Annotated in this window: 17 protein-coding genes; 1 reads left to right on the forward strand and 16 read right to left on the reverse strand. The window is 38.6% G+C overall.

Annotation, left to right across the window (positions count from 1 at the left end):
- Positions 1-431: 431 nt before the first annotated feature.
- The 14 genes from AN395_RS06970 to AN395_RS07035 form a co-directional block, all read right to left on the reverse strand.
- The gene (locus AN395_RS06970; protein ID WP_095206629.1) at positions 432-1,208 is read right to left on the reverse strand and encodes a DNA/RNA non-specific endonuclease; all 777 of its coding nucleotides are present in this window, start codon (positions 1,206-1,208) and stop codon (positions 432-434) included.
- Between the two features lie 467 nt (positions 1,209-1,675).
- Positions 1,676-2,500: an alpha/beta fold hydrolase gene (locus AN395_RS06975; protein WP_054982504.1), complete on the reverse strand. Its 825-nt coding sequence runs from the start codon at positions 2,498-2,500 to the stop codon at positions 1,676-1,678.
- 337 nt (positions 2,501-2,837) lie between these two features.
- Positions 2,838-5,669: a response regulator gene (locus AN395_RS19510; RefSeq protein ID WP_054982505.1), complete on the reverse strand. Its 2,832-nt coding sequence runs from the start codon at positions 5,667-5,669 to the stop codon at positions 2,838-2,840.
- Positions 5,666-6,829 (reverse strand): hypothetical protein, encoded by a 1,164-nt coding sequence (locus AN395_RS06985; RefSeq protein WP_054982506.1) that lies wholly within the window; start codon positions 6,827-6,829, stop codon positions 5,666-5,668. Before AN395_RS06985 ends, AN395_RS19510 begins: the two co-directional genes overlap by 4 nt.
- Positions 6,830-6,838: 9 nt before the next feature.
- On the reverse strand, positions 6,839-7,654 hold the full coding sequence (locus AN395_RS06990) for a type II secretion system F family protein (RefSeq protein WP_054982507.1): 816 nt from the start codon (positions 7,652-7,654) through the stop codon (positions 6,839-6,841).
- A complete protein-coding gene (locus AN395_RS06995) occupies positions 7,651-8,526 on the reverse strand; it encodes a type II secretion system F family protein (protein WP_054982508.1) in 876 nt (291 codons plus the stop codon). Before AN395_RS06995 ends, AN395_RS06990 begins: the two co-directional genes overlap by 4 nt.
- A complete protein-coding gene (locus AN395_RS07000; RefSeq protein WP_054982509.1) occupies positions 8,519-9,817 on the reverse strand; it encodes a CpaF family protein in 1,299 nt (432 codons plus the stop codon). Before AN395_RS07000 ends, AN395_RS06995 begins: the two co-directional genes overlap by 8 nt.
- Before the next feature lie 6 nt (positions 9,818-9,823).
- Complete coding sequence (locus AN395_RS07005) at positions 9,824-10,591, reverse strand: hypothetical protein (RefSeq protein ID WP_054982510.1); 768 nt, start codon at positions 10,589-10,591, stop codon at positions 9,824-9,826.
- 64 nt (positions 10,592-10,655) lie between these two features.
- On the reverse strand, positions 10,656-11,045 hold the full coding sequence (locus tag AN395_RS07010; RefSeq protein WP_024033620.1) for a hypothetical protein: 390 nt from the start codon (positions 11,043-11,045) through the stop codon (positions 10,656-10,658).
- 395 nt (positions 11,046-11,440) lie between these two features.
- Positions 11,441-12,118 carry a lipopolysaccharide assembly protein LapB gene (locus AN395_RS07015; RefSeq protein WP_054982511.1) on the reverse strand — a complete coding sequence of 226 codons (678 nt, stop codon included), beginning with the start codon at positions 12,116-12,118 and terminating at the stop codon, positions 11,441-11,443.
- Complete coding sequence (locus AN395_RS07020; protein WP_054982512.1) at positions 12,115-14,034, reverse strand: pilus assembly protein N-terminal domain-containing protein; 1,920 nt, start codon at positions 14,032-14,034, stop codon at positions 12,115-12,117. Before AN395_RS07020 ends, AN395_RS07015 begins: the two co-directional genes overlap by 4 nt.
- Before the next feature lie 183 nt (positions 14,035-14,217).
- On the reverse strand, positions 14,218-14,790 hold the full coding sequence (locus AN395_RS07025; protein ID WP_024033616.1) for a tRNA-(ms[2]io[6]A)-hydroxylase: 573 nt from the start codon (positions 14,788-14,790) through the stop codon (positions 14,218-14,220).
- A gap of 75 nt (positions 14,791-14,865) precedes the next feature.
- Complete coding sequence (locus AN395_RS07030; protein ID WP_054982513.1) at positions 14,866-15,495, reverse strand: sulfotransferase; 630 nt, start codon at positions 15,493-15,495, stop codon at positions 14,866-14,868.
- Positions 15,496-15,506: 11 nt separating this feature from the next.
- The gene (locus AN395_RS07035) at positions 15,507-15,881 is read right to left on the reverse strand and encodes an MAPEG family protein (protein WP_054982679.1); all 375 of its coding nucleotides are present in this window, start codon (positions 15,879-15,881) and stop codon (positions 15,507-15,509) included.
- A 118-nt stretch (positions 15,882-15,999) separates the two neighbouring features.
- Here AN395_RS07035 and AN395_RS07040 point away from each other — a divergent pair, with 118 nt between their 5' ends.
- Entirely contained in the window at positions 16,000-17,358 is a 1,359-nt protein-coding gene (locus tag AN395_RS07040) for a DUF2254 domain-containing protein (RefSeq protein WP_004586600.1), read from the forward strand.
- Here AN395_RS07040 and AN395_RS07045 read toward each other — a convergent pair.
- Positions 17,348-18,076, reverse strand: coding sequence for an SIMPL domain-containing protein (locus AN395_RS07045; RefSeq protein ID WP_054982514.1), 729 nt, complete (start codon positions 18,074-18,076; stop codon positions 17,348-17,350). The two genes, AN395_RS07040 and AN395_RS07045, sit on opposite strands and share 11 nt — an antisense overlap.
- Before the next feature lie 153 nt (positions 18,077-18,229).
- Positions 18,230-19,924 (reverse strand): NAD-dependent malic enzyme, encoded by a 1,695-nt coding sequence (locus tag AN395_RS07050; RefSeq protein ID WP_054982515.1) that lies wholly within the window; start codon positions 19,922-19,924, stop codon positions 18,230-18,232.
- Positions 19,925-19,985 lie beyond the last annotated feature (61 nt).

Genomic DNA, 19,985 nt, shown 5'->3' on the forward strand with positions numbered 1-19,985 from the left:
AATACGGTAAATTAATACATAATCAAAGTAACTATGCTTCTATTATTTAGGTATAAACCCCTATTTTTAGTGTTTTGAGTAATAGTCGTTTTAAAGTTGGTCTTTCAGTTAACCGTTTAAATTGTTATGCACAGTAACTTTTAACAACAACTTACGCACTACTTTTTACACTGATATTTTCGCAAATATTTATGTAGCCTTTCAATCTTATAAAACCAAGCAATTACAAATTCCATATAGCAGCCTCTATATTCCCTTTATAAAAATTAATTACCTTTTTAAACAGGCTCAAATTTTGTAATTTTCGTTTCTATCATTTTATTTAAAGCTAACTTATAGCTACAAAATTTTTTGCGACTCATATCAGGTTTAATTTAAAGCCTTAGATTTAAGTTCTTCAAAACCTAAGGCTTTACTTAAAATAATATGAATTAGTTACAACCTAGTTCAGACCTTAAATCATACACTGATGATTCAATTGTTTGTGCACTGTTATACGATAAGTTTGGCATTACATTTATACCTGAGCGCGATTCAACTTCATCAATACTTACTTCGGTATTACAAAAGTTATCACTGCGACTTGCTGTTTGCTCCATAATAAATGCCGATGCTTTAATTGTGCTACCAGTTTGCTGCATAACAATTTTAAAATAGCCACTTGGAATGGTATGCGCTTCGTTAGCTTGTGGTAACTCTGCAAAATAATATTCGTATAATGGACCTGTTACTACATATAAATCATTTCCATTTCCTACGTGATTTCGCACTGCAGATTCAAGCCTAACCCATGGGCCTTGATTTAATGCGGATGATTGCGGCGTAATATTAGAAAGTAAGTTTGTTAGTTTCCAATCATCCGTATTGCTAAAAGATGCTAATGGAACTTGATGGCCTCTATCGGTATTTATTGTTGCGTATGCATCGGTGTAATCACTAGGCTCTAACGTGTAATGTGAGTATAGATCAGGATCGGCTTTCCAACTTCTACTTCTCGATGGTCCACTCATAGTGCTAGTCGTAACATGGTAAGCCACCCAATCTGCAAACTTTGTATAACGATTATTTTTTAAAGTATAAATACTTCGCTCAATTGTATTGCCATTATCTAAACCTGTTGGGCAACCGTGTAAACAATTGTCTGCACTTGCACTGTGTGCAAAACATAAACCTGTAAGTACTATTGATGCCTTTATTATTGTCTTCATTGTTTTATCCTCAATTAAATGAGGGTAAAAATTAGCAGTGCATTATTACAGCAATATGTATCTAACTAATTGTTTATAAATACAATAATATCGTCTTAGGCTTTTGGTCTTACTAATAAAAGTCGCGAGTATACATTACCCTCGCCTTATATTTAACGCAGTAACGTCACTTGTAGATCTAGCGAATAAAGGTGTTTTTATATACCTATATGCATTATGTTAAATTAGCTTGTTTATAGTTTCCCATGCGTAATCACCCTAATATAAAGCGTATGCGCACACTTTTAATGTATGAATATTGAGCTATTAATAGCGGTTTATACTTAAATGGTTTTATACTAAAAAATAGATGAAAACAAAAAGCCGTTTGAGTAACTAATTATATAAAAATTAATACAGCTCAAACGGCATGGTTTTATATACATGTTAGCCAAAGTGGCTCACTAGGCCTTTAAAACTAAGGTGTTTTAAAACTTTTTATCAGCCAAAAATTCACCCATTAACGAAGTTACTCGTTCTGGTTTTTCATCTATAACCCAGTGCCCTGCTTTTTCTATCCAAGTTAGTGTTGCATTTGGTAAGGTTTGAGCTAACTTAGGTGCATATTTAGGTTTTTGAAAGTTATCTTCATCACCCCATAAAATGAGGGTTTCATGCTTTAAGCTTTTAAGCTCACCGGCAATTGCTTGTGTGTACTCTTTATTAAGTCGGCGCATATTATTAAATAACGCTGCTTTACCTTGCTCATTACTCCATTGCTTTAAATACTGTTTTTTCAGCTCATCGGTCATTATGCTTTTATCGTATACACCTTTTGGCATAAAATCATTTAGCGTATCAACAAACTCATCAACTGATGTTTCTTGCTCTACACCAGGCTCAAGCAAAGGTTCAAACTCGGGTATTGGCCAAGAATCAAAGCAAACACTATCAATTAATATTAAGCTGTTTACTTTTTCTGGGTAATTTACCGCCATGAGTTGTGCAATTCCGCCACCTATATCATGAGAGGCAATGTTTGCTTTAGCAATACCTAGCTCATCCATAAATTGACTGATTATTTTGCACTGAGCATTAATTGATACATCGGTATTTGTTGGCATATCAGATTCGCCGTAATTGAGTAAATCAGGTGCAATAACACGATGTTGCTCACTCAGTGTTGGCATAACATTTCGCCATAACGATTTGTTAGTCGGAATACCATGTAATAATAGTAGCGGTGTGCCCTCGCCCATTTCTTGATACGCAATTTTGTGGCCTTCTACGGTAATGGTTTGTGTTTTACTCATACTTAATATCCTCATCAATATTTAAAATTTAGCCTAAACCTGTGTATGTATAGTGATGAGCAATTATCATCCCAGCTTGTTTTTTAAATAATTTTTTTGAGGTTTAAATAATTACAAAAACCTGAGAGCGCTTTAAAACGCGGTCTGTGGCTATTAATAGTAAGTAGGATTTATTTTGAGTTAAGCGAAAAGAATAAATAAAAAGAGTTATAAAATAATCTTCATTTTTAAAATTATGAAATAAAGTAGCAGCTACATGAAATAATTACTGCCAGTTTGGGCCTATTAAAAATAATAGGCCCTGTGTATTTTACAGTTTTATATTGTTTAATTTGGACTAGCTTAGCAAATGCTTAATTTTATTAATTAATACTTGCTGCTTTACTGGTTTTTCAAGCATGTCGTCAAACCCAAGTTCAACATACTTAGCATTACTATTTGTGTCAGAATCTGAAGTGTGGGCAATAATTTTGGTTTGCTTGTCTGCATTATGTTTTTTTATTTTAAGCATCGCGTCAGTGCCCGAGAGTTCTGGCATAACAATATCCATTAAAATAATATCGTAATTATTTTGCGACACCATCAACATAGCTTCTATTGCATTGCTTGCATAATCTATTGCTACGTTTTCATCTTTCAGCATGGCTTTAATAACCATTTCTACGAGCGGCTCATCATCAACTAACAACAACGATTTGGTGTTGTTAAATTCTGTATGCGTTGTAGTTACAGTAATGGGTTCTTGCTTGTTTGCACTTACGGGTAACAATTCTACGGTGTTAACTAATAACGATAAATTAATAGATGTTGTTTTACCGCGCTCGTGCACAGTAATATTTTTACCGCCGAGCATTTTAAAAATTGATATAAAAAACCGCAGCTCTAATGTAGCATCAAAATTAATATCACTTTCAAAAGAGCGTTGTTTGCATACCATTTGTAACTGACTATAAAAACTCCCCTGATTTGCTAAGTTATTTATAGAAAAACCCAGCGACAAATAATGTTTACCTTGCTCGTTAATTAGCTCAGAATTTAACGACAATTTACCTTGATGTGTGCTTTCTATAAGCTCACTAGTCAGCTGAATAATTAATTGCATAATAAGTTTTTCATCACTGCTTATGCCTTTATCTATGGGCACATTGTTATTAATAATTATATTTTTATCATCAGAGTCTTTATTAAGAATATCGGCCGTATTTTTAAGTAAGTCAGCTAAATTAATAGCGCTCATTTTAAGCTTTAATTTACCGGTATCGGTTTTATTTATATTAACCAACTGCTGCACAACACAACTTAACTGTGTGCATGCATTTTCTAACTCATTGCTAAAATTGGCTTTACTGTTTTTATAATTAAGCTCTACTATAGATTGCAGTGAACTAAGTGGCGCTTTTAATTGCATTGCTAAGCGTGCTACAAATTTATCTTTTAGCTGGTTAGCTTGCTTAGATTTTTCTACTACTTTGGCAAGTAATAACTCTTTTTGATGCGCTTGTGTTTCATCTCTAAAGTAACAAACAAAGCCACCAAAGTCGGTATGCCTTTGCACAACGGTGATCCAGCGGCCATCGCTAAATCCTATATCTATTAATTGGCTATGTTCATTAGCTAATTTATTATGTTCTTGATAATGGGTAATAATATTATTTTGTTGAGAAATACTCATTATTTGGCTGTAACTTAATTGCTTATTGTTTTGAATAACATGAGAAAACAATTCGTTAAATGCCTGATTAGTTATTACCGGAAATTCGTTACTATTAAAAATGGCAAAGCCATGCGGCAGCGCATCAAGCGAGCTTGAAAACAGCGATTCTCTATTAAGTATAAGGGTATTTTTTTGTTTAATTTCGTCATGTAAGCGCCTTGGTAAACGTAAAAAATAATAAACAAATGCAAATATAGCTAAGCTAATTAATGCCAGTTTAAATAAGTCGAACCTAGATACATTAGCAGGCGTTATCGGTTTAATGGGTTGCACATGCAAGCGCCACGTAGCAGGAAAACGGCTACTTGCTGCGCTTATGCTGTTAGGGATAGTTTTAACATTTAGCTCCCCCCTACTTCCTAATATAAACTGAGGGGTTGATATAAATAAATTATAATTTTGCGTATTTAGCTTACCTATTATGGCATTCAAAAACTTACTTAAATCAAAGGCTGTGAGTGTATAAATAGCGCTATTACCCATGTTTATTTCTGAAATTAAAAACGCGGTATCGGCTACAGTAAATACCTCTACTGATTGTTTATTTGCTCGCATTGAAAATGCGTTTAGCCAATTAGTAAAGCCGTAAGCTGCTAAATCAAAGTTGTTTTTAGACCATATGGCAAGTTGTTTATAGTCATTATCAAATACAACAAAACCTTTATACGTTAAACTGCTTGATACCTGCGTTTTTACTAAATCACTTAATTGTTGCTGAGTATAACTTTGTTGGCTTTTTAAAAAGCCTGCGACAATTTTATCTTTTTGAGTAATGTAAAGTGCTTGGTTGTCAAAGCGCTCTAATGCATCAAACAGCGTTTGCCTTAACTGCTGAGTTTGTATGGCATAGGCACTTTTTTTGTCTTTTTTATCTAACGTATATAAAAGCAAAGCCGAGAACGAGCAAATAACCAGCGCAATTAAAAAGGCCACCGGCGCTAAGCTAAATAAGTGAACAAATCGATTCAGTGATTTTGTCTCACTCGGTTTAATTGCCTTAGTTGGGGTAAAATGCTTATTAAGCTGGGTTTGCAGTAATTGCGCAAAAGATACAAATTGTTCTTTTTGAGAGCCAATAAGTGTTTTAGGTGAAATATCGGCAATGATCAGTACGCCAATTAAGCTGTTATCTAAATTATAAATGGGATATTGAGAGTAAAAGCGTACCTGTTGGCAGCGCCCTTTTGTTAGTGGGTCAAATAGGGTGTCTTCAATTATGTAGAGTTTTTCTTGTGTGCACGTTTGTGCCAAGCTATTTAATTCACTGTCGGCTTTGTATGGGTCATCGCAGCTAATAATTTGTTGCGTATACAAGGCATTATAATCAACGAATTTAACAATAGAAACATCATAAAACTGCTTCATTAGGGTCAGCGTTTCGGTTATTTCTTGTTTTATTTCATCTATTTGTGTGTTGTTAAATTCATTTATATTATTTGCATATGAGCTGTTCATGGGCGCACTCCTTCACCTTTCGGCGGTGTAGAAATCCAACGCGTGCTGTTAGCACTTGTATGTGATGGAAGTTTTACTCTAAATGGCGGAAGTAAGTTATTTAAAGCGGGTTCGCCTTGTGCATTTAACACCGGCTCTGCCGAAGTTAAATTGAGCGAAGCCTCGCAGTAAGTCACGCCAGGCTCTATGCCAATAAGGGCCAGCGTTTGAATAATTATGTCGTTATTTATTAAATCGATACCTAGCAGCTCAAAGGTTGTTTCTAAAATTGTAAATACCAGTGTTTCTACTATATTTTCATCTTCTTCTAGTTGCGTACCTTGGGGGCAGCAAATACTGCCTAGCTCTACATCTACACTGCTTGCTACACCTATGAGCGAAAGTGCATCTAGCGCGGTTCCTAATAACACTTCAACTTGTGGCAAATATAAATCAAGAATATCGCCTTGCGGCTCATACCCTGTTTGGCAACTATTGCACGACTGCGATAATTGCTGACTGTCTATGCCTAGTAACGGATTACCAAGTGCAGTTACACCAACCAAACAACTACTATCGGCTTGCTGTTTGGCAATTGAAAAGCTTTCGCACGGGTTACCAGTAACCACCTTTTGAGACATATAGCGCGATACAATTTCGTCACCTGTTGCGGGGCACGCTAATGCTGTACTTTTTAGTAATTGCCCCATTACGGAGTTACTTAATTGCCCAATGGCATAATTAGGGCCTTGCTGTAGCGCATTGATATAACTTACATTGCCACTATTAGCGGTGTTACTAACTCCTAAACTATCTGAAAACTCATCACTTAAACTTTTTATACACGGGTTGCCTTGGCAATTAGGCGCGTCGTAATAAATGGCTTCTCGTGAGGTGAACCTGTCATCGCGTATCCCAATTAAAGCGCGGTATGTTGCATTGACTTGGCGGTCTGTGTAAAAAATTAAAGGGGCCTGGTGCTCATCAAACCCAATGGCGATTCCTAAAGGGGTGTTATTAGCATCAACCACTGTTATTTGGTTATCTACTTTTGTGTGATAGCGCTTAATAAGTGCATCGCGCACTAAAATAACACCACCAATAGAGCCAATAATTAAAATGGTAATAATTAAAATCAGCTCAATAGTGAGTATGTAGCCCTGTTGGTATTGTTTATTCATAGAGCGCTCCTATAGCACTTCAACCAGCATTTTTAGTACATTCATTACCTGCAGCGCCGCAGGAAAAAACACCAGTACTAAAAACATAGGAAAACAAATTAAGATAATGGGAAAGGTGGTATGCAGTGCTTTTTTATTTACTTTTTTAGCTAATAAAATATTTTTTTTAAGCGCAAAGCTTTCTAATTGTGACTCAACCGCCTGTATTAACGGGGTGCCAAGCTTAGAGCCAATAAGCATTAAATTAGCTAATTTTTTTAAACCCGAGACCCCTGTTCTGTCATATAACGAATTAAAGGCTGTTTCGCGGTCTTTACCGGCACTGAGCTCAAACAAAAATAGTTTAAGCTCTTTATATAAAGGGTGTTTTTTACTTAACCCATGATCAACTGCTAAAGCAAATGCGCGTTCTAGCGAAAAGCCAGCGCGCATATACACTAACAGCACACTTAAAAAAAACTCTAAGCTATTGTTTATTTGTACTTTACGCTGGCCTTTTTTAAATAAAAACCACATATCAGGCGCAAAAAAGCTAATAAAACAGATAATGGCTACAAGCGGTGTACTTAATACATAACCAGTGATCTCTATGGCAGTATAAGCACAAAATGTGGCGGCCATTTTAAAGCAGTACATGCTCAATAAAATTTTATTTAACTGATACCCTGCTTGTCTAAATTGGTTTTTTGAAATAACAATTAATGGATACCAATTTATATTGGTTTTGATAGGTTGCTGAACCTCAGCCTTTAATGACTGCTTTTGAATATGGATAAATGCACCCATACTCACCAATAAGCCAACAAATAAAAATAGGTCTATCATAGCGTTACCCTCAAGCTTAGGCGAAGCCATAAAAAGCCAAATAACTGGCAAAGCACCGCAACGGTAATAAAGGCCATGCCATTGGGGTTATTTAACAGCGGATCGAACCAGGTTGGATCGGTGTAATTAAATAAAGGCACTAAAGCGTAGGGTAAAACGCCACTAAACAGCGCAGCGTATTTAGTACCAGAAAGCTTAGCTTTGAGCTGCTGGCGATCTAGCGTTCTTAACGACATCATTTTGCATACACTTTTAAGCATGTCAGTTAAATCGCACTGGCTTTGTGTATGAGTAATTATGCTATGTGCAAATAACCGCACGGTTTCGCAGTTGTAGCGTTTAATCAAAGGGGCAAACGAGCTTTGTATATCACTGCCCATATTTAAGCGCTGCAGTAATAAATGACTTTGCTGCTTAATGTATTTATCGGCGTGTTCGTCGGCAAATTGCAGAGCCTGAACAAGTGAAAGCCCAGTACTTAAACACGATTGTACGGTTTCTATGTACTCTAAAAATAAGTGCTCAAACTTGGCTAATTTATAGTGTGCTAAATCAATAATCACTATAAAGCAGGTTATAAATACAACCAAAGAAACAATTAATGCACTCGTAGTTGCTTGAGGATAAAAGTACTGCGCAACATACCAAGTACTGGTGGCAAGCGAGCAAGCAACGCTTATAAATAAAGCATTACTGATGTTAATCCCAAGTACCCGCAGTGACACTGTGATGATGTCTTTTTCTTCAAGTACATCGACCTCGTGCTTAGTACTTGCAGCGTGTGTTTTTACTTTAAGTGTTATAAAAACACTCAGTGCTAAGGTAAATGACATAACACTTGCTATGGCCAGTAAGTAATCAAGTTTATTCATAATTACGCTCCCTGGCCGGTTGCAGTAATGCACTTATTTCGTTTGCATTGGCACCTTGGCTTTGCATAAAGCTCACCACGCTTGAGGTACTAATTGCCTTATCATTTACTTGCTCGGTATCGCTTACGCTATACAGCGCAGAGTATTGCGCACGTGCGTCTACTCGCTTTATTTCGCCAATACTTTTTAGGGTTCTTACACCGTTTGTATTTCGAGAAACATGCACAATTAACTGAATGCTTGATGCGATTAATGCGCTGGTGTGGGTGTCGCTTAGCTGCGCGTTATGTAATTGCACAAGCGTTGATAATCGGGTAACCGCATCGCTTGCACTATTAGCATGTACGGTGGTCATTGAGCCTTGGTGCCCGCAGTTCATGGCTTGGAGCATGTCTATTACTTCCCCTGCGCGTACTTCGCCTACGAGTATTCTATCGGCGCGCATTCTTAGTGCCGCTTTTACTAAATCACGCAGGGTAACGGCGCCTTTGCCATCGCTGTTGGTGTCGTGCGCCTCTAATTGCACCACATGATTATGGTGCAAATTTAGCTCTGCACTTTCTTCTATAGTTACTACCCGCTCGTTAGTATTTATTGAATTAGCCAGTACATTTAACAAAGTAGTTTTACCTGCGCCGGCATTACCACACACTAAAATATTAACCCCTAAGGCCACCGCGGTTTTTAAAAAAGTGAGGCAGTTTTTGCTTAAAAACTTATTGTCGATTAAAAAATCATCGTTAATTTTTTTGTGGTTAAATTTTCTAATCGAAACAATAGCAGCACTGGTGCATGCCGGTGGCACTACAATATGTACCCTGCTGCCATCTTTTAGTTTGCCATCTACAATGGGAGTCAGTGCGTTAACTTGTCGAGCGCAACTATCAAGTAATCTATCAACAAAACGACGTAAGTGACGTTCATCGTCAAACTTACTGGCTGTACATAGCAATTTACCTTGCTTATCTATCCAAATATTTTGCGTATCGTTAATTAAAATATCGCTTACTTGGTCATCCAGCATAAATTGCGCTATTGGTCCTAAACCTTGTATTTCGTCGTAAACGGCTTGTACTACTTGAGCTTGTTGATGGCTGTTAAATGATGATTGTGCAAATTCGTCAATATCACTGCAAAGGGCAGATATTTTTTCAAGCAGCGCATCATTCAGTAAAGCACTTGGGTCTTGCTCGTATTCTTCAATTACTGCATCGTGGAGAATTTTTTTAAGTGATTCAAAGGTATTTAAATTGGTTTCTACAAACTCTGGTTTACTTGATAAATTAAACATAGCGCCTCACTTAGCCACATAAACAGCTTGGTTTTTAACGCCTTTAACCACTTGAATTGTTCGGCTAGTTTGTAATTGGGAGAAATTTTGTAAGCGCCCTTGTTCAATGTCATAAGCGCTGTGCACAATTATCGATACCTTATCTTGGGTATCAATTGCGGCTAACGAATACACATCTTTAGGAAGTACAGCCAACACTAATGACACACCCGCGCTGGTTGCCGGCTCTTTTTTTGCTAGGCTGTCCATCACGCCATTTTTTTGCGCTTTACTGCCAGGACCTTTTGAAATGCCAATAAGCTGCACATCGCGCGCAACGGTTCTTACAAGCCGGTTTGTTTTGGCAACAATATCTAAGCGGTCGCCTTTGTGCACCCGCGATAATGGAATATCTAAAGTGGTTAATTTTAATGTATAAAGTACTCTGCCTGCGGGGATCGCCTCTGATAAATTTTGGCTTTTAACCTGCATAAAATCTGTTTCAAATAGTGGTTGTTCACCCATTTTATTAGTGGCTAATTGCTTACCAATAAAGGCGCGGGGATTTTGTATACTTAGCGCCATATTTGCATAGTTACTGGGGTTTACATCTTTTTGGGCAATGTCGTGCACACTCACTACTTGCCCCGCCGACATATTTTTATTTACCACCCAGGCAGTAACTAAGTCTTGTTCGTTTACTTGTCTGATACCAAGCGCTGAGGCCAACATGCCAGAGGTGATAAGTAAGGTGAGTGCAGCGGTAGTCGCCCCTTTATTATTTTTACTTTTCATAATTTCCTCCTGACAAATTTCACTGCCACACGGTTGTGGCAGTGTGATTTAGGTAGTTATAAATTTAATTACCTTGTGAACCACCTGCTGCTGTACGTGTTGCAGCATCGCCGCTTGGCGTTGCATTAATAAGTGCAGCACTTTCACTAAAGTCAGAGGCAACAAAAGTAAACGAGCTACCATCACCTGCGTAAACATCTACTGCATCCACATAGCCAGAGCCTGAAATTTCTGCAGTGCCTTCGGCGTTGATCATGCCGTCAAATACATAGCTTTGATCTAACGAGCCAATTGCTTCTGCTACATCTTCAAGCTCGCTGGTTACAGAGTCTCGTAAGGTTGATAAACCAATTACCAGCGCTGCCACCATAGAAGTTGAAAGAATAATTAGCTCAGAAGTAAGTACAAAGCCTTGTTGTTTTTTACCGTTTAAGTTGCTTTTCATAGTTTTCATAATGATCACCTTAAATGTGTTAGAGCTTATGCCCACTTTATATATAGCGAGGACCGTGCCATTTATTAAGTACATAAAAATCAGTTGGTTACTTTTGTTTTTTAAAATATGCTTTGCTTATCCTTGTTATGATTCGCATTTTGCAAATCATTATTAAAGTGCGTTACAACGCAAGCAGAGATTAATTAAATGGCAAGCTGTTAATTCATTTATACAAAGCTTTTAAAAGTAAGAGTGGTGAGCAATTAGTTGGGATTTTTCACAAAGCGAGATAGGTTTAAACAACGCCGAGTAAGGCTATTTTAATTGTTTAGGTAGGTACGTTGTTTTTACTTTTTATGAGCGGGTTTAACTAAGGAGTGCGCAGTTTAATAAAATAAAAAGGCCTTGCGGCCTTAACTTTCACAATTACCAAGTACCGAAAGTTTCGCGTAGCGCGCTGTGGCTTGGCTGTTCTGCGCATCAAAACCTATTGCCTCATTATAATAATGGCACGCCAATGCATTATCAGGTGTCGCCTCAGCTATTAGCCCTTTATGATAGTAATAATGGCTTTTATGCGTGCCAAATTTATAGGCAAGCTCTAAATAATTAGCTGCGATAACATAATGCCCTTGCGCATAATAAATAGACGCCATTTGTAAATACGGTGAAGCCTCAGTACCAAATTCATCAATAGCGTATTGGGCAATTTGTTTTGCTTTGGCTAAATTGCCTTGCTCAATAGCCAAGTTAATACCTAAAGATAGCGCGTTTAAAGGCGGATTAGGTAAATTAAGAAGCTTGTTTATTACCGATTGCGCCTGATTAGCTCGTCCGCTTTTATACAGCGCATAAGCTGATACAGATAAAATAACCTTATTGTTTGGGTGCTCAAGCATTAACTGATTAAGCTCATGCACTAAGGCTAAACAATTAACTGCGCTTACCCCTTCACAAGTTAAAGCACTGCTGTTTAATGCATACTTAGTAACAATATCACTTAGTGCAGTATGTGGGTTTACACTGGGCGCATAATCTATATGTGCGCAGCCCGATATACTCAGTAAAATAACGATATATATTATTTTCATAATCCTTGCTCCTGTATAAAACTGGCCATTTGGCTATCTAAATCAACAGTTTGCCACACACGTAAACTATTAACTGGCTCGCGGACTAAATTAGGGGTAACCACAATAATCAACTCGCGGTTGTTTTCGCTTTTACTGGTTGTTTCGCTTAATTTACCTAACAGGCTCTCGCCGTTTGCATCGGGTACAAAGTCGTGACTGGCGTTGTTATCTGTACTAATTAAGCCACCAATAATTAAAGGTTGCCCATCTTGTAAACGGGTAGATGTTTGCATGCTGCGCGTATTAAATGCACTGCTGTTTAAACTGCTGCCGGTGCTTTGTGCTATTTCTGCTGTGAGTGTGGTGTCTGGCAATGAAATAACAGGATTTAAATCAAGGGTTATGCGGTCTTTGTCATCCACTAAAGCACGAACATTGAGCTCAACGCCGAACGATTTAAACTCAGTACCACTAAACACTGAACCGCTGTTACCTTGTTGCCCGCTGGTAACGCCAGATGGGCTGTAGCTTGTAGGTACTGGCACTTCGCCGCCTACTTTAAATACCGCGCTTTCGCCTGCAAGTACGGTAAGTGTAGGTCGCGAAAGCGTTCTTGAAATTCCCTCTTGCTCTAGCAAAGAAAACAACATATCAATGGCAAATTGCGAGGTTGATAACTGCAAGTTATTTGTTAATTGTCCGCCAATTAATTGCAGTGCGTTTTCTATTGATGCTGAGCCAGACTCACGGGCATTCATGCCTTCTAGGCCAAATAAACCTTGCTCGTTGTTATACCCATTAGAAAGCACACTAATATCTGGACGCCATTGCTTTAAGCGGCGCTGATTAACTTCATAAAGCTGCACCGACACCCTCACTTGAGGTAAGTCTTCTACTTCAATGCTTGATAGCACTTTACCTTTAGCCACCGAAAGCAAAGTAGCCCGCGCTACGTTTGAATTTACATTGCTTAAAGTCAGGCCAGAATCGCCATTTAGTAAGCCGCCAGACTCATTTGCGAGTACTTCAATAGCGCTTGTTTCGTTTTGCGTTGCACTACTGATAAGCCCGTTTGGATCTAGTGCCGAAGTGGGTGCTTTGCTTGCTTGCTCTGGTTCAAATAATTTATTGATGGTATTTAACAAACGCACCAGTTCAATTTGATTTTTAACTGTGCCGCTGAGCATAAACACATCGTTATCATCGTTTGATAACTCATCAACCGAAATACGTTTTACAGTTACTTTGTCAGCCCCCATCGATTTTAACACCTGCGTTATGCGCGCTTCCTTAGGCTTTGGCGCTTGCGTAACTTTAATAAGGTTAATAATCGCTACTTTACTTGAGCTTTGTGCTAAGCCATTGTTTAAATTACCCATGCCCTGTAAGCGCTGCGCTAAAGAATTAAACATTCCTTGGTTAGGCGCAGAGGTAATAACAGGTTGCGCCGATTGCGAGCTACTTGCATATAAATAGTTTTTTGCCGCTTCGTGGGCTGCATGGCGATAATTAAGCGTAGGTACTTCGCCGCGTAGAACTACTGCGTGTCTATCAGGTGCGATGGTGAGCGCTAAGTTAGGGTGAATATCGTTAAGGGCATTTTCAAGTACACTGTAGTCTTCGGTCACGCCTAGTAAAAATGTTTCTGATGTGTTGTCGTCATACCACACCATCATAGAGGTGCGGCCCAACTTTTTAGCTAAAATTAACAGCTCGCGTCCGTTTACTACGTTTACATCGAGTGTGGTTTCGTGGCCTAGCGCAACACGTGCGATATCGCGGTTAAATACAAAGCGAGTATGGGTCCACTTAACTAAGTGGGATACTTTTTTTACTCTATCGCCATTGGCGTTTTCTATGTAATTTAAATTGCTTTGCTTGGCGTATACACAGCACGGTAATAAAAGTATTACAAAAATAATGGCTTTAAACATATGCGCGTCCTCAAGTATGCGTTGAATTAACAGAGCAAGTTTAAGACCAGCAAATATTTAGCTTTAAATTCAATAAATTAAAATGGTTGGAGATATAAGCACAGACGGCTTTAGTATTTTGATTTGCAAAATGCAAATGAAGTTAGGAGAGAAGGCACAAAGCAGTGCTTTGTGCCAAAAGTATTAATGCAGTGCAGCAGTAAAAGGAATGTTTTTACAAATTTCAGCTTCAGCGACTAGTAGCTCTTCTAAACGAACATCAACTTCTTCTTTATCAAAGTATTCGTACGCTAACTCTACAAATAAATTTTTATGTTTTTCTTCTGATTTAGCAATCGCCACATAAAAGTCTTTTTCTTTACCTTCTGGTAATGCTTGGGCAACCAATGAAAAGCGTTCGTGGCCGCGGGCTTCAATAACGCCGCCAACCAGTAATCTATCCATTAAAAATCCATCACGGCCATGTCTAAATAAAGCGCGTATTTGTTTTATGTATGGATCTTTTTTGTCATCGCCTAAATTAGTATCGCGTTCAATAAGCAGTTTAAGCACTTGTTTAAAGTGGATTAACTCCTCAAGCGCTAAATCGGTCATGGCTTTTACCAGTTTACGTTTGTCTGGGTAATGAGACAGCATAGAAATAGCCATGCCCGATGCCTTTTTTTCAGCGGCAGCGTGGTCTTGTAAAAACGTATTAAAGTCGGCTAAAACCGCTTCGGTCCATTCAAAGGGGGTGTTGTATTTTAATTCAAACATTTTTTGTACTACTTAAAAAATAATGCGGGGATTTTAGCGTATTTAATAGTAAAAATCTTGCAGCGAAGAGCAAAATTAACGCATATAAGGTAAATGCTTATCTATGCGCCCTTTTGCTGTTGAGTCAATTTTTAACGGGTGTTTAATATCGTTCCATGCGGTCACTTTGCCGCCTATGTTCATTTTTTCAAAGTCGGTACGCTCGCTTTTAATGCCCAAAAAAGCAGTAAGCTGGGCAAAACTTTGTGGCTTTGCTATATCAATTTCTAAGTAGTCGTTACTGCGGTGCTTAAAATACTCACGCGCGTTGGCTAAATGTGTGTTGTAGCACTTTGTTAAATAATCATCTTGGTTAATATTATCAATAGATAAGTCAGTAAAGGTCGTTAAGTAACACCGTTTTATATGAATATTAAAACCACCGTCTGGGCGCGTTAAATTAGTATGCATTCGCAGCAGCAATTGCCTAATTGAGGCAATCCAGGGTGTTTTTTCGCGCGCTAAATATATAAATTTAGCGCCGGGGTAATGGCTATCTAATGCTCGGTAGTCATTAAATACAGGGGTATCGGCTATGGCTGTGGCGTTTTCAAAACAATACGAGGTGTACGCAGTGTGCGCCGTGGCAATGCCAAACTCTAAAAATGCGTGGCATACACTGGTGGTGCCAGTACGCGGAAGCCCTATTATAAATATTTTACTCATAACATCTATTACTAACTATTGCGTGTTACAAGCAACAAAAAGGCACTAATAACCATCACTAAAAAGGTGGCAATGGTACCAATTTGGCGATACTTAAGGTTGTTTTCAACAATGCCTAAATTGTGAAAAACGCGCCCTATTAATAATGCGCCACCTAAAATATTACAATAATGGCTGGCAAGGCCTTGGTATTCGGCTAAAAAAAGCAAAATAATCGCAAAGGGTACGTATTCCATAAAATTAGCATGGGCACGCACAGCACGTTGTAATTTAGGGTTGCCGTTATCGCCAAGCGACACTTGCTCACTGCGGCGCACTTTGATCACATTAAAACTTAAGTAAATATAATAAAACGCTAAAAGCGCAGCATACGTAGAAACTATCAAGGTGTTGTCCTGTTTTATTTTTGGCAATAATAACATAGTTTTGCACAATCATAAGTTTACTTAGTAACTATGCTACAGTGTGTATTAGTTGAATTTTATAACGCAATGAAAGGAATTTATGTTTGTCCCTCGCAAAGTAGCCGACCGCTATCGTGAAATGATCAACAGCATTGGCTTTTACCCTTCTGTACTTTCGGTTGGTTTTTTACTTTTTGCTGTAATTACCATGTCGCTTGAATACATAGCACCTGTAGAGCAGCTCAAGGCGTTTATATCTGTTGTGCTCGTAGATAGCGCCGAAAATGCCCGCACCATTTTAAGCACCCTAGCAGGCAGTATTATATCGCTTACGGTGTTTAGTTTTTCTATGGTGATGGTAGTTTTAAATTCGGCCAGCGCCAGTTTATCTCCGCGGGTTGTACCTGGGCTTATTACCCGTAAGTCGCATCAAATGGTATTGGGCTTTTATTTAGGCAGCATAATTTACTCAATTATTATGCTCATTAATATTAATAAGCTTGAAGGTGGCGATACCGCTATTCCATCGCTTGGGGTGCTGCTGTCATTGGTGTTTGGCTTAGTATCGCTTGGCTTGTTTGTATTTTTTATTCATTCAATATCTAAAGCCATTCAAGTAGATAATGTACTTAACGGTTTATTTAGCCAAACTAAACGCGAAATTAAAGCCATTGTCGACAGGCAATCAGAAAAACCATTCACTGACTTTCCTGATTTTACACAGTGGCACTCAGTTAATAGCACTACCGAGGGTTATTACAAAGGGGTGCATACAGATAAGTTATGCGCCATATTAGCCGAGGAAAATATTCGGGTGTATATCTCGGTAAACCAAGGTTACTTTACCGTAAAAGGCTATCCGTTTTTAAAATGCGATAAAGACATTTCTAACAACGAAGAACTTATCGCTAAAATTTTAGACTGCTTTATTTTTTATATAGAAGAGTACATTAGCGATCATTACCGTTATGGATTAACGCAAATTTCAGAAATTGCCGTTAAAGCAATGAGCCCAGGTATTAATGACCCTGGTACAGCGGTTAAATCGATAGATATGCTGAGTATTTTATTAATTGAGCGCCTGTCGCTTAACGATACAAATTATTCGTTTAAACACAGCGACAACGCCCCGTTACTCTTTATACATGAAACCAGTTTTGATGAGTTACTGCACGATAACTTTACGCCACTGCGTAATTACGCAAAAGGCGATGCGTATGTAATGACGAACGTTTTAGAGGCATTTAAAAATATATTGTTTGTAGCGCATGGCAATGATGCAGCCCGAAACAGCCTATTTAATTACTTAAATGCCATTGTAGATGACATAAACGAGCATGTAAGTAACGAATACGACAGACAAGAAATTACCAACATGCTTAACGCGATTGCACGTATTAGCAAGCCACAAGGTGATAAACTAGTGGCTCGTTTTACCTGCCAGCACACTAGTCAATAAAGTAAACCGCATAGCTAGACGCTGTTACTTTAATTTCTCCAGCATGATACGCATCAGGAACAAAATTACCGGGTGCGCTATCTGCCACCATCATGGTTTTTTCTGAGCGAGCATAAGGCTGAGCAGGTACGTTCATTGGGCTTAGCGACGCCGTATATAACCCTTTAAGCTCAACGCCGTAATCGGCACTTAATTCTTTGGCGGCTTTACGGGCATCTTGAATGGCCAGTTTTTGCGCCTGTTTGTGCAGCTCTTCATAGTTGCTCGCTAAAAATTGAGTTTGGTTTATTTGGTTAATGCCGTTATTTACTAGGTTTTGTAACAGCTGAGGGTATTTTTCGATTTGCGAGAGTTTAACGCTTAACGTGCGCGACACTCTAAAGCCTTTAAATTCTTGCTCGCCAGAGCTTCTGTTGTATTGGCTTTCGCGATTTATAGAAATATGCCCTGCATTAATATTACCGTCTTTAATGCCAAGCTCTTTTACTAATTTGATCGCTTTGGCCATGGTTTTATCGGCCTTGTTTTTAGCATCAATTAGGTCTTTATCTATTTCTACAATGCCTACGCTTAATTGTACGTAGTCAGGCATAGTGGTTACGGTTGCTTCACCTTTAACATAAATATGAGGAGCGTTAGGTGTTGAGTTTGCATGCGCATCAAGGCTCAAGGTACTTAAGGCAATTGCGCTACTTAATAAAAGAATGTGTGTTTTCATTGCATTATCCATTGTATTTTTGTTGTCACCATTAAAGAGCCTACGTGGTTAACAATAAATGAACAAGCACAAAAAAAACAGGCAATTGCCTGTTTTTTGTAACTGGCTGTAACGCAATGCACAGCCTTATTTACTTAACGTTACTTAGCGTAATTAAATGCTACAACGTTTGTAGTTACGGTATTTAGGTAACCAGTAATTTCTATCAATAGCAGCCCACAGTGCATCATCGCTAATCTCAAGAGCTACGCCCTCTTCAATTGCTTTTTTAGCCACTGCAAATGCAATACGCTTACTTAATGTTTCAATTTCAGTCAGTGCAGGTAATAAGCTGCCTTTACCGGTGTTTGCACGTGGTGATGACTCAGCAAGCATTTCGCTCGACATACTCAGCATTGCATCGGTAATGCGTGTTGCTTTTGCTGCAATTACACCTAGGCCAATACCTGGGAAAATATAACTGTTGTTACATTGTGGGATTGGGAACACTTCACCATTAAACTCTACTGGCTCAAATGGGCTACCTGTTGCTACAAGTGCTTTACCTTCAGTCCATTTAATAACATCTGCTGGGTGTGCTTCAACCTGCTTAGATGGATTACTTAATGGGAAAATAATCGGTTGTTCACAGCCTGAGTGCATCGCGCGGATAACTTGCTCGGTAAATAAGCCCGGTTGACCCGATACACCAATTAAAATATCAGGTGCTGCACAGTGCATTACATCTAATAATGAAGCGTATTCACCGCTGTAAGTCCACTCGCTTAATGCAGCTTGTGGTTGCGCTAGTGCTTGTTGGAAATCGCGTAAGCCTCCCATGCCTTCAGTGAGTAGGCCAAAACGGTCAACCATAAATACTTGGCTGCGCGCTTGTGCTTCGCTAATGCCTTCAAACACCATTTGGCTAATAATTTGCTCTGCAATACCACAACCGGCTGAGCCTGCGCCAACAAATACCACTTTTTGCTCGCTAAGGGTTGAGCCTTTAACACGACACGCAGCTAATAAAGAGCCCACAGTTACCGCTGCAGTACCTTGAATGTCATCGTTAAAGCTACAAATTTCGTTACGGTAGCGTTTAAGTAATGGCATAGCGTTTGGCTGTGCAAAATCTTCAAACTGCAGTAATACATTTGGCCAGCGACGTTTAACCGCTTTAATGAATAAGTCTAAAAACTCATCGTATTCATCTTGCGCAATACGCTTATGACGCGCGCCCATGTACATAGGATCATTAAGAAGTTTTTCGTTGTTAGTACCTACATCAAGCATTACAGGTAATGTGTACGCTGGGCTAATACCACCACACGCTGTGTAAAGTGATAACTTACCAATAGGAATACCCATGCCACCAATACCCTGATCGCCTAGGCCTAAAATACGTTCGCCATCGGTAACCACAATTACTTTTACTTTGCCTTTGGTGGCGTTACGTAGAATGTCGTCAATTTGATAGCGATCTTCGTAAGAAATAAATAAGCCACGTGCACTGCGGTAAATATCTGAGAATTTTTCACAGGCATCACCAACCGTTGGTGTGTAAATAATTGGCATCATTTCTTCAAGATGATCACGCACTAAACGGTAGTAAAGTGTTTCGTTGTTATCTTGAATGGCACGCAAGTAAATATGCTTGTTTAAGTTATCGTTAAAGCTTGAATACTGCTGATAACAACGCTCAACCTGCTCTTCAATTGTTTCAAAACGTGGAGGAAGCAAACCCGCAAGGTTAAAGTTTTCGCGTTCTTTTTTACTAAACGCGCTGCCTTTGTTTAAAAGCGGAGTTTCAATTAGGCCAGGGCCAGAGTAAGGAATATAAAGGTAGTTAGGATCAGTATTAGTTGTCATATTTCCAGGCTTTAACGGAGTCTTAAGTTATGATCTGCCATTATCATTGTAAAAGGTTAAA

Origin of the sequence: Pseudoalteromonas sp. P1-30, assembly GCF_001400005.1 — a bacterium.
In the GTDB taxonomy this organism is placed as follows: Bacteria; Pseudomonadota; Gammaproteobacteria; order Enterobacterales; family Alteromonadaceae; genus Pseudoalteromonas; species Pseudoalteromonas atlantica.

What these genes read in the sequence shown, in the direction of transcription:
- AN395_RS06970 (WP_095206629.1), bottom strand. Translation starts at nt 1,208, where the DNA reads ATGAAGACAATAATAAAGGCATCAATAGTACTTACAGGTTTATGTTTT.
- AN395_RS06975 (WP_054982504.1), bottom strand. Translation starts at nt 2,500, where the DNA reads ATGAGTAAAACACAAACCATTACCGTAGAAGGCCACAAAATTGCGTAT.
- AN395_RS19510 (WP_054982505.1), bottom strand. Translation starts at nt 5,669, where the DNA reads ATGAACAGCTCATATGCAAATAATATAAATGAATTTAACAACACACAA.
- AN395_RS06985 (WP_054982506.1), bottom strand. Translation starts at nt 6,829, where the DNA reads ATGAATAAACAATACCAACAGGGCTACATACTCACTATTGAGCTGATT.
- AN395_RS06990 (WP_054982507.1), bottom strand. Translation starts at nt 7,654, where the DNA reads ATGATAGACCTATTTTTATTTGTTGGCTTATTGGTGAGTATGGGTGCA.
- AN395_RS06995 (WP_054982508.1), bottom strand. Translation starts at nt 8,526, where the DNA reads ATGAATAAACTTGATTACTTACTGGCCATAGCAAGTGTTATGTCATTT.
- AN395_RS07000 (WP_054982509.1), bottom strand. Translation starts at nt 9,817, where the DNA reads ATGTTTAATTTATCAAGTAAACCAGAGTTTGTAGAAACCAATTTAAAT.
- AN395_RS07005 (WP_054982510.1), bottom strand. Translation starts at nt 10,591, where the DNA reads ATGAAAAGTAAAAATAATAAAGGGGCGACTACCGCTGCACTCACCTTA.
- AN395_RS07010 (WP_024033620.1), bottom strand. Translation starts at nt 11,045, where the DNA reads ATGAAAACTATGAAAAGCAACTTAAACGGTAAAAAACAACAAGGCTTT.
- AN395_RS07015 (WP_054982511.1), bottom strand. Translation starts at nt 12,118, where the DNA reads ATGAAAATAATATATATCGTTATTTTACTGAGTATATCGGGCTGCGCA.
- AN395_RS07020 (WP_054982512.1), bottom strand. Translation starts at nt 14,034, where the DNA reads ATGTTTAAAGCCATTATTTTTGTAATACTTTTATTACCGTGCTGTGTA.
- AN395_RS07025 (WP_024033616.1), bottom strand. Translation starts at nt 14,790, where the DNA reads ATGTTTGAATTAAAATACAACACCCCCTTTGAATGGACCGAAGCGGTT.
- AN395_RS07030 (WP_054982513.1), bottom strand. Translation starts at nt 15,495, where the DNA reads ATGAGTAAAATATTTATAATAGGGCTTCCGCGTACTGGCACCACCAGT.
- AN395_RS07040 (WP_004586600.1), top strand. Translation starts at nt 16,000, where the DNA reads ATGTTTGTCCCTCGCAAAGTAGCCGACCGCTATCGTGAAATGATCAAC.
- AN395_RS07045 (WP_054982514.1), bottom strand. Translation starts at nt 18,076, where the DNA reads ATGAAAACACACATTCTTTTATTAAGTAGCGCAATTGCCTTAAGTACC.
- AN395_RS07050 (WP_054982515.1), bottom strand. Translation starts at nt 19,924, where the DNA reads ATGACAACTAATACTGATCCTAACTACCTTTATATTCCTTACTCTGGC.